General features: G+C 46.6%; 10 protein-coding genes. 1 reads left to right on the plus strand and 9 read right to left on the minus strand.

The genetic code is table 11. From position 1 onward, the window contains the following. Positions 1-231: 231 nt before the first annotated feature. From M1E06_RS16540 to M1E06_RS16565, 6 genes are all read right to left on the minus strand, one after another. Complete coding sequence (locus M1E06_RS16540; RefSeq protein WP_023856499.1) at positions 232-1,032, minus strand: formate/nitrite transporter family protein; 801 nt, start codon at positions 1,030-1,032, stop codon at positions 232-234. A 244-nt stretch (positions 1,033-1,276) separates the two neighbouring features. Continuing rightward, on the minus strand, positions 1,277-2,905 hold the full coding sequence (gene abc-f / locus M1E06_RS16545) for a ribosomal protection-like ABC-F family protein (RefSeq protein ID WP_095289869.1): 1,629 nt from the start codon (positions 2,903-2,905) through the stop codon (positions 1,277-1,279). Positions 2,906-3,239: 334 nt separating this feature from the next. Continuing rightward, positions 3,240-4,778 (minus strand): bifunctional GNAT family N-acetyltransferase/carbon-nitrogen hydrolase family protein, encoded by a 1,539-nt coding sequence (locus M1E06_RS16550; RefSeq protein WP_020450701.1) that lies wholly within the window; start codon positions 4,776-4,778, stop codon positions 3,240-3,242. A 23-nt stretch (positions 4,779-4,801) separates the two neighbouring features. Next, positions 4,802-5,464, minus strand: a complete 663-nt coding sequence (locus M1E06_RS16555) for an HAD family hydrolase (RefSeq protein WP_035339121.1) — start codon at positions 5,462-5,464, stop codon at positions 4,802-4,804. A gap of 139 nt (positions 5,465-5,603) precedes the next feature. Further along, positions 5,604-6,008 carry a CBS domain-containing protein gene (locus M1E06_RS16560; protein WP_373367315.1) on the minus strand — a complete coding sequence of 135 codons (405 nt, stop codon included), beginning with the start codon at positions 6,006-6,008 and terminating at the stop codon, positions 5,604-5,606. Between the two features lie 190 nt (positions 6,009-6,198). Then, a complete protein-coding gene (locus M1E06_RS16565) occupies positions 6,199-6,567 on the minus strand; it encodes a DUF5365 family protein (RefSeq protein WP_026579999.1) in 369 nt (122 codons plus the stop codon). Between the two features lie 112 nt (positions 6,568-6,679). On the opposite strand from M1E06_RS16565, the gene M1E06_RS16570 reads away from it, so the two are divergent. Then, positions 6,680-7,597 (plus strand): RluA family pseudouridine synthase, encoded by a 918-nt coding sequence (locus M1E06_RS16570; RefSeq protein WP_023856494.1) that lies wholly within the window; start codon positions 6,680-6,682, stop codon positions 7,595-7,597. A gap of 31 nt (positions 7,598-7,628) precedes the next feature. Here M1E06_RS16570 and M1E06_RS16575 read toward each other — a convergent pair whose 3' ends face one another. The 3 genes from M1E06_RS16575 to M1E06_RS16585 all read right to left on the minus strand — a co-directional run bounded on the left by M1E06_RS16575 (position 7,629) and on the right by M1E06_RS16585 (position 13,946). Continuing rightward, positions 7,629-8,213 carry a class D sortase gene (locus M1E06_RS16575; RefSeq protein WP_023856493.1) on the minus strand — a complete coding sequence of 195 codons (585 nt, stop codon included), beginning with the start codon at positions 8,211-8,213 and terminating at the stop codon, positions 7,629-7,631. Further along, positions 8,210-11,812 carry a 5'-nucleotidase C-terminal domain-containing protein gene (locus M1E06_RS16580; protein ID WP_023856492.1) on the minus strand — a complete coding sequence of 1,201 codons (3,603 nt, stop codon included), beginning with the start codon at positions 11,810-11,812 and terminating at the stop codon, positions 8,210-8,212. Before M1E06_RS16580 ends, M1E06_RS16575 begins: the two co-directional genes overlap by 4 nt. Before the next feature lie 112 nt (positions 11,813-11,924). Continuing rightward, complete coding sequence (locus M1E06_RS16585) at positions 11,925-13,946, minus strand: ATP-binding protein (RefSeq protein WP_023856491.1); 2,022 nt, start codon at positions 13,944-13,946, stop codon at positions 11,925-11,927. Between the last annotated feature and the right edge of the window lie 167 nt (positions 13,947-14,113).

A 14,113-nucleotide genomic window follows, 5' to 3' on the forward strand; every position in this document is an offset into this window, starting at 1 on the left:
TCCGTCTATTCCGATTTTAATAGGTGCGATAAGCATTGGTTAAGGAAGGACACGAATTCTTCCACAGGCTGAATGAGCCATGAGCTTTTCCTTGTGTATCACATTCTGCTGTCTCATTGTCATGCTGTTCAGCTCCGTTGCTTTTTTCTTACTTTGAAGTACACCCGCCTAATCCCATTTCATCATCATCTTTTTCCAAAAACGGACGGCATTTGTATGTTTGCCCTTTGTTTATGATACCCGCTTCATTTCTTTTCTGGAGCGGTCTTTCTTGTAGTATCCAATAAAATAAATGAGACCGACGAACACGGATCCGCCAATGACATTGCCGATAAAAGCCGGAATGATGTTTCCGATAAACTGCCCCCATGTGAACGAGCCTGCAAAAATGGCTGCGGGAATCACAAACATGTTGGCGACAACGTGCTGAAATCCGATTGCGACAAAAGCCATAATTGGGAACCAGATGCCAAGGATCTTCCCTGCTCCGTCTTGCGCGCCGAAAGAAAGCCATACCGCAAGACATACAAGCCAGTTACAGCCGATGCCGGAAATGAGAACCTTGCCGAAGCTCATTTCGAGTTTCCCTTGTGCAACGGCGATCGTTTTTTCTAAATAAGGGCCTGTTTCAGTCAATCCAACCAAATGTCCGAAAAAGTAAGCAACAAACAGTGCCCCGATTAAGTTCATAATCGTAACGATTCCCCAGTTAACCGCCAATTGTTTCAGTGATATTTTTCTTGAAAATAAAGCCATCGCAACGGACATCATATTCCCTGTGATCAATTCAGCGCCAGCGAGCACCACAAGGATCAGACCGACAGGAAATACGGCAGCTCCGATCAGGCTGGACAGGCTTCCCCATTCTTTCGGCAGGTCGCCGATTACCCTGATATCAAGCAAGTACCCAAGCGCGATAAATGCGCCGCCTAAAAACCCCAATACAAGCAGTGACGGCAGCGGGAGCTGTATTTTTTTCATTCCTGCTTCAATTGCCGCATCCGCTATTTCATCCGGTTTTCGAAAAGCCATACTAAAACCTCCATTATTTCTTCTTTTCTCACAGTTATGGCAGAAAGACAATAAAAAAAGGCAGCACTCAAATAACCTGTGTCAACCAGGCGTTTGAATGCTGCCTAACTTGTATGCATACCCATACAACAAAATCAAGCAGAATTAAGATATCGAAAGAGAATATATACAGTCCGTGCATACATTCCATTGCTTTTGCCTTCTATAACTGTAGCAATATCCTATCAAATGTGATAAAAATGTGTCAACCCTGCCGCCGCTTCTCTCTTGCGAATGTATAGTTCCCTTCATACTTGACGAGTTTTCTGCCGTCAAGCCACCAGGTGACATTGAAAAGCCGGTCAAGAAAGTATCTGTCGTGCGAAACCGCGATAATCGTCCCTTGAAATTGGCTTAATGCTTCTTCAAGCATCTCCTTCGATTCGATGTCCAAATGGTTTGTCGGCTCATCGAGGATCAGCACATTATGGTTTTGGTGAACGAGCTGGGCCAAGCGAAGCCGCATCCGTTCGCCTCCGCTTAAATTTTTCACTTTTTGAAAGACGGATTGGCCGAAAAACAAAAACTTTGCAAGCAACATTCTGGCTTCGCCTTCTGATGCAGAAACATGTTCACGGAATTCGGCTAAAACCGTGCGCTCTTCCTCCATTTCGCCGACATGCTGCGTCAGATATGCGGCCGATAAATTGCTGCCAAGCTGCACGTCACCGCTGTCCGGTGTTTCCTTTCCGCTAATGATGTTGAGCAGCGTCGTTTTGCCGCTGCCGTTCTCTCCGACGATGGCGGCGCGCTCCTGAAAACGGACATGCATACTGAGATTGTCAAAAAGCAACCGCTCACCGAAGCTTTTGCAGACATCCTCAAGCCTGACGACATCTTTTCCGCTTCGTTCATCCATGCTGAAAGCTAAATCGATCTTTTTGCGTTCCAGTACGGGTTTCTTCACCTTCTCCATGCGCTCCAAAGCCTTTTCCATGCTTTTGGCTCGCCGGTGCAGGCCATCATTCGGAGGATTGGCGCGATTCGCCCATTCCTTCAGCCGCTTGATCGTTTCCTTCATTTTTTTGATTTTCTTCTGCTGATCCTGATAGTCATGAAATTCTCTCATGAGGCGCTCTTCCCGTTCATCGGCATAATGTGTATAGCTGCCTTTGGAAAAGTGAAGCTCTCCCTGGTCGATTTCAAGAATTGAGGTGGCCGCTTCATCCAGGAAATAGCGATCATGCGATACAATGACTGCTGTGCCTTTGTACTGCTTTAAAAAAGACGTCAGCCATTCGATCGCTGTCAAATCCAAATGGTTTGTCGGTTCATCCAGTAAAAGCAGATCCGGAGCTGCCAAGAGAAGCCTGGCAAGACCCGCTTTCGTCCGTTCTCCTCCGCTTAACTCCCGCCACTCGGCATCGAGTAGCCGCTCGATATTTAAGCCGTGCGCTACCCGTTCGATTTGCGCACTGATGCCGTAGCCGCCTTTCCGCTGAAATTCATCTTGTAAAGCCCCGTACTTTTCCAATAGAAGACTGAGTTTTTCCTCGTCTTTTTCAACGGCCAATTGCCGTTCAATCCGGGAAAGCTTCTGCTGTGTGTCCCATAATGACGAAAAAACATCATACAGCAGCTCTTTTACCGTTTGGCTGCCGTCCCATGCGGGATTCTGCTCCAAGAGCCCCGTTGATAATCCTTTTTTCCAAGTCACAAGGCCTTCATCAGGTTTCGCTTGGCCGCCGATCAGCTTCAGCAACGTTGTTTTTCCTTCCCCATTTCGTCCGATCAGACCGATTCGCTCCCCTTGGTGCAGGTCCCATGACAGCCCGCTGAAAATCGTATGTCCTCCGTATGTTTGCCCGACATGTTGCAAACTGCATATCATCATCTTTTTTTCCTCCGCACTCCGTAAAGAGACACCGAGCATAAAAAAGACGGCAGAGCTTACACCCCGCCGTCAGCATCAAAAATCCGATTGTGGGCAGATGTCTCTCACTGGTATTTTTTCCAATTGAATGTGTAAAAAAGGGCAGACTGATCCCGTAATACGCATTCCCCGGAAAAAATCGCGCGACAAATATACAGATGAGCTTGCATATCTGTCATACGCTTACCAGTTTGATTCATCTTTTCCACCTCCTTTTAATAGTTACAATATATGAAAAATAAAGATAAAAGTCAACATGAAAAAGCCGGCCTAAAACGGCCGGCACACGAATCTGCTATTTTTGATAATGAATCCGGTAGATGTCATGGCGTCTGTCCTTGAGCTGCCGGACGGTTCCGTCCTGCCGCTGCCTTCTGAGAATTTCCAGGTCGACATCGCCGATGACCACCATTTCAATGTTCGGATTGCATTCTCCGACGATTCCATCCCTTGCGAATTCAAAATCTGAAGGAGCAAAAATTGCGGATTGTGCATATTGGATATCCATATTTTCGGTTTGCGGCAGATTGCCGACCGTACCGGAAATAACCGTGTACACCTGATTTTCAACCGCTCTTGCTTGAGCGCAGTATCTGACTCGCAAATAGCCTTGGCGGTCTTCCGTGCAGAAAGGGGTGAAAATAATCTTGGCCCCTTTTTCGGTTGCGATTCTGCCGAGCTCCGGGAACTCGATGTCATAGCAGATCTGGATCGCGATTTTGCCGCAGTCTGTGTCAAAGACGCGCACCTCGTCCCCCCTGCTGATGCCCCACCATTTTCGTTCATTCGGGGTAATATGAAGCTTATATTGCTTTTCGATAGTTCCGTCCCTTCTGAACAAGTAAGCGATATTGTAGATCTTCCCTTCTTCTTCAACGAAGTGGGAACCGCCGATAATGTTGACATTGTATTTAACGGCAAGATCTGTGAACAGGCTGATATAGTCTTCTGTATATTCGGTGATCCGCTGAACAGCCAGGCTCGGTGAACGCTCTTCAAGAAACGACATCAGCTGCGTCGTAAAGATTTCGGGATAGACGGCAAAATCCGCTCCCGCGTCTGAAGCTACGTCTGCATAGTATTCGACTTGGTTGGCAAACTCCTCGAAGGAATGAATCTGCTTCATCTCATATTGAATCACACAGATTCTCACCGGAAAAGCTGATTTGTAATAGCGCTTCGTCTGCGGCAAGTAGTCGACATTATTCCACTCCATCAATGTCGCATATTTGCTTGATGCTCTGTCATCCGGGAGATAGTTCGGATTGATCCTCATCATCGTAAATCCGTTCAACAGTTGAAACGAAAGAACCGGATCATAGATCTGGTGGTGGATGACTTGTTCGACATACTCCCTCGGCGTCATCTCGGAAGCGTACTTATGATAGTTCGGAATCCTGCCGCCGATGATAATGCTCTTTAAATTCAAGCGCCTTGCCAGATCTTTACGCGCTTCATAGAGACGGTGGCCGATCTTCATCCGTCTGTATTCAGGATGAACCATGACCTCGATCCCGTACATGTTTAAACCGTCGGGATTGTGATTCGTAATATACCCGTCGTCTGTAATATCTTGCCATGTGTGTCTGTCATCATATTCATCAAAGTTGATCAACAGGCTTGAACAGGAACCGATGACTTCTCCGTCAAGCTCTGCGCAAAACTGGCCTTCCGGGAAGTGTTCCAAATGGCTTTCCAGATGTTCCCGTTTCCATGGGATCATTCCCGGAAAACATAGCTCTTGAAGCCCGATGATGCTGTCGATATCTTTTTCTTCAATATTGCGGATGACAATCTTTTTTTCAAAGCGGGAAAGATCCAGTTTTTCAGACACGTCCCATTCCTCCTCTGCCTTCTTTATGATGGATTGGAAATTTTTTCGATCAGCTGCTCCAGCTCCATTTCCGCCATTGATTCCAAACGGTGGTCATAATGCTCGAACAGCAGGCTTTTCGTTACTTTATTCGGTACAATCACACATTTCATTCCGGCTCTTTTCGCGGCGACTGATCCGTTGACAGAATCTTCAAATGCAATGCACTCCTCAGGATTCACACCGAGACACTCCGCCGCTTTTAAATAGAGTTCCGGGTTCGGTTTGACTTCCTCAACATCATCGGCCGTTCTGATGCACTCGAAATCATCGTACAGGCCGATTTGTTTCAAATGCTGAGACACCCATTTATAATCCGAGCTTGACGCCAAGCCGATTTTTAAACCGAGCTCTTTCGCCGCGGACAAATAAGCTTCCACACCGGGACGCGCTTTTTCGCTTTCCATTCTTTTCGTAAAACGCTCTTGCCTCAATTTCGTCAATTGCTCATGGTCCAGCTTTTTTTGCAGCTGTTCCTCCAGATAAGAAAACGGCTGGAATCCGGCGGCCGTGCCGATGACATTTCCCCAAACCGACATAGGCAGCTCTGAGCCGTGTTCTTCAAAAATTTCCTGGAGCACTTCATATTCATGCGTTTCTGTATCTAAAATAAGACCGTCAAAATCAAAAACCACTGCTTTAATCATCGCGCTTTAGCCCAACTCCTTTTGACTGTTTGCACCATTCATTGTATCCTTCTTGCCGCCCCTTGAAAAGAGAAGACACTAAAAACCGGTATGTATAAATGAAGAAGAGCCTGCTGTAAGAGGCAAGCTCTTCCGGTTCTTACTGAGTCCGTGCCGGAGTGGAGATGTTCGTAAGCGCCTGTCCGGCAGATTCGTTGGACATTTCGTTTACCGCCAGATCCCCGAGCGCCAAAATCCCGACTAAATGGTTGTTATCGACGATCGGCAGACGGCGGATTTGACTTTGAGCCATCAGCTGTGATGCTTCTTCAAGGCTCATGTTCGGATTCCCTGAAACAACATTTGTTGTCATCACGTTTGAAACAGGTGTCTGTCCATCCTGGCCTTCCGCTGTCGTTCTGAGTGTGATATCACGGTCTGTGATCATTCCTTTTAACACGCCTTGATCTACGACCGGGATCGCCCCTATATTATGACGGCTCATCAACTCAGCCGCTTCTTGAACCGTTTGATTGGAAGAAATTGTCGCCACTTGCTTAGACATTGCATTGCTGATTGTCGTCAATAGACTGCACCCCTTTCGATTGTTAGTATGTACAGGTCGCGCACATGCTAAAAAGGAAGTTGGCACCATTTCATTGTGTTTTCAGCTTATTTCTTATATCATCTTTTCATAAAAAGAAGAGCTTTTCCGAAAACGGAACAAGCTCTTTCAATTCAGGCAAAAGCCGATTTTACATCAGCATTTTATTCTCGGTATTCACGATATGAAAGTCGGCGGATGTCAGAGGGAAGTACAAACCGCAGTCATTCAGCTTGCGGCAGTTTTTATCGAACAAATCACGGTCTTTCAGCATCCACCGGCGCTTCGCCTTAGTTAATAAGGCATGGATCAATTGCAGGCTTGTCATAATCTGAAACGCCTCATCGAGCGTTCCTTTGTATTCATCCTCTTTCAATTCAAGCATGCCCTGCTTTTTAAGTTCTTTTATTTTTTGTTTATTCAAGTACAATGGAAATATTTGATACAGCTCTGATACAAGCTCTTCTATATAAATTTCTTGTTCTTCAGTTGCTGCCTTTACAATTCGCAAATTGATCACCCTTCATCCCTTGTTCAAATCTCTTCAATCAGAATATCATACATAAACAATGGGCTGTGAAGGTAAGTGTTTCCTAATGGCTGAACGCTTTTTACAGAAAGGAGCAGTAAAAATGAACCAAAAAAACCACGGCTTAATCTTTAGTGCAGGCAGCCGGCATGACGGCGAACATTTATTTGCATTTCTAAAAAGAGAAGCGAAAGCATCGAAGCCTGTCATTCAATACTGGGTCGCAAACGAGAAAATTAAAGTGAATCATAAACCCGTAGATCATAACGTTCGGCTTGAGAGCGGAGACAGCGTGATGATCGATCTCAGGGAGGAGGAAGAAAGCGGAATCGTCCCTGAATACGGGGAACTTCCCGTTCTGTTTGAAGATGATCATATGCTCATTGTCAATAAGCCGGCGGGAATGGCGACACATCCGAATGAAGCTGGCCAGATCGGCACGCTGAGCAACCTTGTGGCGTTTTATTTTCAAATGAACGGCGAGGAGCGGAAAGTCCGGCACGTCCACCGTCTTGATAAGGATACGAGCGGCGCTGTCGTTTTTGCAAAGCACCGCCTCGCCCACGCCCTTTTAGACGAACAGCTGCAAAGAAAAGAACTGTCGCGTACATATCTAGCTGTAGCGGAAGGGAAATTCAGAAAAAGAACAGGAACCATTTCGGCGCCGATCGGCAGAGACAGGTACCACCCCGTCAGAAGAAGGGTGTCCGATTCCGGACAGCCCGCCGTGACCCATTTTGAATCGAAAGAGTATGACAGCCGGCACGATGTTACACTATGCAGGCTGCAGCTGGAGACAGGCCGAACCCACCAAATACGTGTTCACCTTGCAAGCATCGGCCATCCTTTGTCTGGCGACACTTTATACGGCGGTTCAGAGGGGCTTTTTCCGAGGCAGGCTCTTCACGCGATCGAAATCAATGTCACCCATCCGATCACAAAAGAACCCGTCACTGTCACAGCACCGCTGCCGGATGACTTGAAAGACGAAATCGGACGACTGTTCGGCACGATTGATTAAACATAAAAAAGGCAGTCCATTAAGGACAGCCTTAAAGCGGTTTTGCATACATAATATAGCGCTCAGGCGCATTTCCGACATAAGAAAACGGATAGCATGTCGTTAACAGCAATTCTTCTTTTTCGTGCTGCAGCGTGATGATGGATGTATCATCTTGATCAACAATTTTCGTGTGTGTGATTTCATATTCGAAGCTTCCGTATGGAAGCTCGATTTTCAGCTTATCTCCGATTTCAAGCTCTCCTGTTCTGCGAAAAACCGTATCCCTGTGCCCCGAAAGAACAATTTGCCCGTTTTGTTTTGGATAATAGCTGTCTTTATAATGACCGACACCTTTTTTCAAATCATCGGGACTGGTTCCTTCAACGATGGGAAGCTCAGCGTCCAGTCTGGGAATATGGAGGATGCCTGCCGCTTCGCCGTTGTCGGGTTTAAACGATGCGGGCGCTGAGGGATGCTTTGCTGAACGGACGGATTGACTCGATGCAATGGCTTCTTTTGCTGCAGTTAAAGAAATATCGGTCTGTCTGTTCATATCGAATATTTTCCAGCCGCCGTATGCAAAAATGGCAAGCCCCGCCGTCATAAGCAGAAACGATAACATCTTGACTTTCATAGTTTTGCAATACCCCTTTTCCGCATATAAAGAATCGCTCCAAACATAAATGTCAGGAAGCCGTACAAAAGGAAACCGCCGTAAAAGGCCGCCGTATCGGGCAGCTTGTGCTCTTCACGCGAATCTGACAGAAACGCATCATTTGACAGACCGTCCATCTTCTCCTCCGGCGCATCCGCCCCTTCACCGATCGTCACGCCTGCAACAGGAGCAGCTCCGCTCTTTGACGTATCGCCATGAACCGGCTTTTCTCCGCTGTCATAGCCGGGCTTTTCTCCATCGCCCTTATCTCCAGCCGGTTTTTCTTCGTCATTCGGATCAGCGCCTCCGCTTCCGGGTTTTTCTTCATCATCAGGATCAGCTGGCTCTTCTCCCGGACGCGAATCATCTTCTGCTAATTTTTTGATTCGTCCTTCGGCAGCATAAGCGATCGGTTCTTTAAAGCTTTTGACAAATTCTACTGTGGCTTCGATATCCTCCGGCCCTGTGACCGAATTTTTTCCAAGCCGGGAAATCGGCGAATACTTGCTGCCCGAAGCAGATGCCATAAAGTTGTTTACGGTCAGCGTATATGTCCGGTCTAAATCAATTGGCGTTCCGTCCTCAAGAAAGATATCCGCGGTTTTATTTGTTTTCGGGTCCCATGTGTAGGTAAAGCCGCTGATCGAGTAATCCGGACCGTATGATGGGGATATTTGCGCGTCTATAATATCGTATAAATCCCTTCCTTTAATTTCAAGCCTGACGAGTACATTGCCGAAAGGCTGGATATTGAACAAGTCTCCCCATGTAATCGTTCCTTTTTTTAAATCTTGGCGGATCCCGCCCCCGTTCATCAATGCGAAATCTGAATTCATCGCGTGCCGCATGCCGTCAGCAATCAGATTTCCGAGAGGGGTGTCTCCGTCATTTGAATAGCCTCCTGCCATGTCGTGCGCTGCTTCACCGACTTTCTCACCGATGATCGGCGCAACCATCTGCTCATATTTATCCAGTATCTGACCGACCGCCGGATCAGGCTTGAGCTTTTCCTGATTCACATATTCGATTTCCGCTTTCTTTTGAACAATGTCTTTCGATTCCCGATCGATTTCAAGATCGACAACACCGATTGCCTTCCCGTATTCGTATGCTTGAACGATTAAAATATCATTGACTTGGCCGTTGACCACTTCATGATTGTGGCCGGCAAAGATAACATCGATCTCGGGATCTGCTTTTTTGGCAAGTTCGGCTGATTCACCGGTCACAACTCCGCCGTCCTGGGAAGCTGTCATATGGGCGAGCACCGCTATCGCCCGGACCCCTTTCGCTTTCAATTCTTTTGCAGCCTGGTTGACGGCCTTTGTTTCATCTGTAAATTCAATTGAGCGAATCCCTTCGGGCATGACCATATTGGCAGCCGCCTGTGTCACGACGCCGATAAAAGCGACAGGCACTCCTTCAACTTCAATGATTTCATATGGAGGAAGAAAGCTGTCCCCGCTTGTTTTCAACTTGCAATTGGCGCAGACAAGCGGGAAATTCTGTCCGTCATAACCTTTTGTCCCTTTCCCTTCAGGGTGTTCGCCGCCGTTCAACATGCGCAGCAGCTCTTCGGTCCCTTCATCAAACTCGTGGTTCCCGACGGTTCCAATGTCAAATCCGATTTCCTCCATGACTTCAACTGTCGGTTCGTCTTGAAGCAGGGAAGAAACCGGCGAGCTTCCTCCGATCATATCGCCTGCATGGACGATCAGCGTATTTTCACGTTCGGATTTTTTTTCTTTGATTAATGCTGCTGCATAATCCATCCTGCCGAATGTTCCATCCGTCCGGCCATCGCCGTTTAGATCGAGCTCATATTGCTGATCGATCTTTCCATGCAGATCATTCATGCTTAACAGACGCAGCGGAATATTGCCGCTTTGCTCTTTTTTCGAATAGCCTGCAGCTTCCGCTTCTTCAGCCGTCGCAAAGAAAATTCGTCTTTCCACCGGAATCTCTCGCCACTTTTCAGGCGCAACATACGTTTTTTCCGCAGAGTCTCCGACGTGCCGCGTCAGCCCTTTGCCTTGCTCCCTGGCACGAAATTCAAACGGCATTTCGAGGAGGGGATCAGCGGGATTCCAAATGCCGATTTTCTCGTCTTTCGCCTTTTTGACGGCGCTTTGAAACAATTGATAGTCTTCATCGCTTCCAATCGGCCAAATGAAATAGGTGACAGCCATCCCCTTTTGGACAAGCTGCAAATTCGTATTGACGCCGTCTTCAGTGATGACTTGGGCAAGCAGGCGGCCGTAGCTGTCTTTTGCTTCTTTGCCCACCTTCACAGTGACTTTGTCTCCCGGAGCCAATATAGACTGCAAATATTCCTTCGCCTTGTTTCCATGTTTCAGCTGGTTTTCATCTAATTCATTTTTCGGCGTATGATAAGTTTCGGCTGTATCTATGTTGACATAGCGGACTTTTGTAGATCCGAGAACCGGCTCTTTTAAGTGGATCGTATCCCCGTCAACAACTCGTTCGACAACACTTTCGTATTCCCCTTCAGCAGCGGGGGGAGGATGCCCGACGCCGTCTAATATCTGAAGGTCGTCCTGCTTTCTTGGCAGAAGCTGCACCGTATCATAACGGCTTAACACGCCGGTAATTTCGTACCATTGTCCTTGTTCTATCGATTCGGCGGCATTCGTTTGTTCCATCACCCTTAGTGTGAGCGGATGATAGTTTTCATCGATCATCGTGATATTATAGCCGCCGCCTGCCGGCGCATCCGGCTTTGTTTCAATAAAGCCTTTCATCTTCACAAGCCGGCCTTCGTATTCAGCTGCCGTTCCGTGATCGAGCACATCTTTAATGGTCAACGGAACAGGGTCAGGCAGTACCGCTCCTTCTCCGGTTACTTCAATGCCTGACGGTACAGGAACAATTTCTGTCAAACCTTTGAATGTCGTGATCTTCCCTGTGACCGAGACAGACATCCCCTCTTTCAGCTCCGGAAAATCGTCTTGTACAGCGGAATAAATATTGATTCCCGCCGTGTCGTCCTGAATAAATGTGGACAGTTTTCCTCCTCCGACAGCTGCTTGATCCGCAGTGACGATTCCTTTGATTTTGACCGTTTCATTTAAAAGCTTGCGCGCCTCGGCTATCGTTTTGATCTCCGGCTGGACTGGCGGCGCATCGCCTCCGGAAAATGTGATGGATTGAACGGATTTCAAACCGGGGGAATTAAAATATGTAGAGCGTTCGCCTTCAATGATGAGTTTTTTTCCGATGAGATGAGGGTTTGTCTTTAAACCGAACTGGTCTCTGAAAGATGCGGGTATCTGCACGGGGAGTATGTTCTCAGGTGATGTTTCCTCTTTTTTATCTGCGATTGCGATGTTATAATCGTTGGCGAAATTTCCGCTGAAACGATAATGGCCGCTCGACACAGTATGCCCGACGACATACCCTTCAACGGCTGCATGCCCTTCGTTGTGCTTAATCGCTTCTTCTACGGTAATCGTTTCTGAAGCGCGCGATACGTCCGCAAACGGCGCTAAAAAAGACGCAATCATCATAAGGGTGATCGTCAAACCAGCTAAAAAACGACACTTTAGAACATTGACCATATATTCGCCTCCCGTTTTTTGCTTCCTGTCAAGTTTATCTGATAATGATAAAGAACATATAATTTTTTTGTAAAATTTTCAAAAAAGAATGAGAACAGGGATGACCGCATTCTCATTCTTTAATCGGAAGCTTCAATTTTACGGTCGTTCCTTTTCCTTCCTCGCTTTCAAAATGAATGCTTCCGCCGTGATTTTCAATAATTTTAAATGTAACCATTAATCCGAGCCCGGTTCCTTTTTCCTTCGTTGTATAAAATGGCTCCCCAAGCTTTTCAAGCACATCTTTTGAGATGCCCTTTCCCTGATCTTCAAAGGTGATGAATACGCTGTCTTTTTCAAAGTAGGAACGTATTGTGATAAAGCCTTCAACATCCTCCATCGCCTCGATCGCATTTTTTAATATGTTGAGGAAAACCTGTTTCAGTTCATTTGATACAGCAAGAATCTCAGGGAGATCTCCGCTCAGCTGTTTCTCGATCCGCACATTGTTCAGCACGGCCTGCGACTCCAATACCATGCAGACATCTTCAACAATCGAGTTGACCTGAACCGGATCAAATGTAGTCGATTTTGTTTTGGCCAATACGAGAAATTCGTTGATAATCGCTTCAAGCCTGATGAATTCGGACATCATCACTTCCGCATAGTCTTTTTGATATTTTTTAGACTGGATCATCAGCTGGAGGAACCCTTTCAGAGATGTGAGGGGATTCCGTATTTCATGAGCGATCCCGGCAGCGAGCTGCCCGACCGCTGACAGCATTTCCGATTTCATAAGCATTTTTTCAGACCGCTTTTGGTTTGTAATGTCCTCGGATATCAGCATCACCTGATGCACGTTCCCTGCGCTGTCCTCCACAGGAACAAGGGAGGTTTGCTCCCACCTGTCCTGCTGCTCCCCATCCTGGTAATGAAGATCCCCTGACCATGGTTTCTTATCAAGGACGTGCTTCCAGTAGCGATGGAGATCATCACAGTGAAAATGCTTGCGGTAAATGTCAAATACATCCCTGCCGATGATGTCATCCTGTTGTTTTCTGAGCATCCGGCAGAAGCGTTTGTTTGCATAAGTAACCGAACCGTCGACCGAAGTGAGCAATATGTTGGCCGGACTTTGATCAATAGCCTGTGAGCTGATGTGCAGGGCCTCGTTTGTCTTTTTCAGTTCAGTGACATTCGTGAACGTGACAACAATGCCTTCAATCTTTTTCCCCGACGCATAATAAGGCATCATTTTCACGGCATACCAGCCGCCGTTTGGCATTTCGAACTCTTTTACGACCGTCTTGTTTTCATAAAGTGTCCGCTTTAAGTCATCGGCATACTCCTCATAGTTGAACCTCTCTGTCAGCTTATCGGCAGGCCTTGAAAGGTCATCCTTTTTCAGGTCGAACATATTGGCGGCTTCTGGCGTAAATAATTTCAATTTCAATTCCTGATCCAAAAAAACGGCGGCGATGTTCGTGCTCGTCAGCAGATTGTTCAGATCATTTTTAAGGGTGTTCAGTTCATTCACTTTCTTTTCAAACGCCCTGTTTAGCGCCGTTAATTTTTTGTTTTCTTCCTGAAGCTTTTGATTGGCGGACACCAAAGCGTCGTTGGACGCTTCGAGCTCTTTTACCGTCCGGTACAGATGTTGGAGATGAAGCTGGCCGTCCTCTCCGCCGGATACCGGCGCGCGGGCAGCCTCTTCTTTTGCTTTTTCGATAAACAGCACATAAAGCTTGTGATACTGGCGGAAGAAACTTTTTAATGTCAAATGAACAAAGGATAGTTCTCCGCTTAAATAAATCGGAACGTTTTTAAACGACACTTTTTTCTCTTTTTTTGCCCGTTGTAAAGCGGCATTGACCTGCACGGATAAGCTCGCGGGAAAAGCTTGATGAATGTTGCCTTTTGAACTTTTCAAATATTGATCGGCACTTTCTGAGGACGCGACAATTTCTCCCCGGTCATTCAGGATCAGACAAGGAAACATATACTGGTCGATCAAGGAAAGATAAATATCATCCAGCCTATGAAAACCACTCAGTTCATTGATTTTTTTATATACTTCTGTTTGCACCTTCGGATACACAGAATCATTACCAAATAAACCTGACATTTTTCCAACCGTCTCACTTGAGCCCAGCATTACAAAACTCCTCCTTTTCTAAGTGCAAAATCAAAAAGGAAAACACCTTTTTTGCATTTTCATGATGATTGGCAGCTGAAATCATTTACGGAGGGAGAATCCTTTACAGATCGCGCAGGGGCAATAAAAAGTTTGCAGGCACCTTCTTTAAATGCCAAAGTTCTTCA

Source organism: Bacillus sp. AK124 (genome assembly GCF_053903085.1).

Excerpts from the sequence above, each read along its gene's own strand:
- M1E06_RS16585 (WP_023856491.1), bottom strand. The coding sequence starts at position 13,946 with ATGCTGGGCTCAAGTGAGACGGTTGGAAAAATGTCAGGTTTATTTGGT.
- abc-f (WP_095289869.1), bottom strand. The coding sequence starts at position 2,905 with ATGATGATATGCAGTTTGCAACATGTCGGGCAAACATACGGAGGACAT.
- M1E06_RS16555 (WP_035339121.1), bottom strand. The coding sequence starts at position 5,464 with ATGATTAAAGCAGTGGTTTTTGATTTTGACGGTCTTATTTTAGATACA.
- M1E06_RS16570 (WP_023856494.1), top strand. The coding sequence starts at position 6,680 with ATGAACCAAAAAAACCACGGCTTAATCTTTAGTGCAGGCAGCCGGCAT.
- M1E06_RS16575 (WP_023856493.1), bottom strand. The coding sequence starts at position 8,213 with ATGAAAGTCAAGATGTTATCGTTTCTGCTTATGACGGCGGGGCTTGCC.
- M1E06_RS16580 (WP_023856492.1), bottom strand. The coding sequence starts at position 11,812 with ATGGTCAATGTTCTAAAGTGTCGTTTTTTAGCTGGTTTGACGATCACC.
- M1E06_RS16560 (WP_373367315.1), bottom strand. The coding sequence starts at position 6,008 with ATGTCTAAGCAAGTGGCGACAATTTCTTCCAATCAAACGGTTCAAGAA.
- M1E06_RS16540 (WP_023856499.1), bottom strand. The coding sequence starts at position 1,032 with ATGGCTTTTCGAAAACCGGATGAAATAGCGGATGCGGCAATTGAAGCA.